Annotated in this window: 1 protein-coding gene; it reads left to right on the forward strand. The window is 54.2% G+C overall.

Annotated features, from left to right (window positions below):
• Nucleotides 1-323 (forward strand): metal-dependent transcriptional regulator (locus B5F87_RS20600; protein WP_087284544.1); only part of this gene is annotated, 323 nt, incomplete at its 5' end.
• Nucleotides 324-507: the final 184 nt, after the last annotated feature.

Here is a 507-nt window from a genome sequence, read left to right on the forward strand (position 1 = left end):
TCCAAAAGAAACTCGGTATGGTACGCTCCGTAGATGTGGCCCGGCACATGGAGGTGTCAAAGCCAAGCGTGTGCCATGCAGTGGCTACCTTGCGGGACGGCGGCTTTCTCACAATGGACAAGGATCACTTTCTCCATCTGACCGATGTGGGCCGCGAGGTTGCCGAAAAAATCTATGAGCGCCATTGCTTTTTTACCGAGCAGCTTATCGCCGCAGGCGTTGACCCCAAAACTGCGGAGGCCGATGCCTGCCGGATTGAACACATTATCAGCGATGAGAGCTTTTCACGGCTGAAAGAGGCAGCCGCACAAGAGCAAGAATAAACCGAATAAGACAAGCTATCCTGCCCCGCTAAACGGGGAAAGAAAAAAACCGTTGCAGGGCAGGCAGCTTCGTGCGCCCATAATGGATTTTCAGGGTACTGCGGCGGTTTTGAGTAACATCAAGGCCGCCGTTCCCTATGCCCTCGACAAAGGAGTGACGCCTATACGCTGACACGGCGGCTTT

Source organism: Eubacterium sp. An3, from assembly GCF_002159465.1.
GTDB classification, from domain to species: domain Bacteria; phylum Bacillota; class Clostridia; order Lachnospirales; family Lachnospiraceae; genus Anaerobutyricum; species Anaerobutyricum stercoris.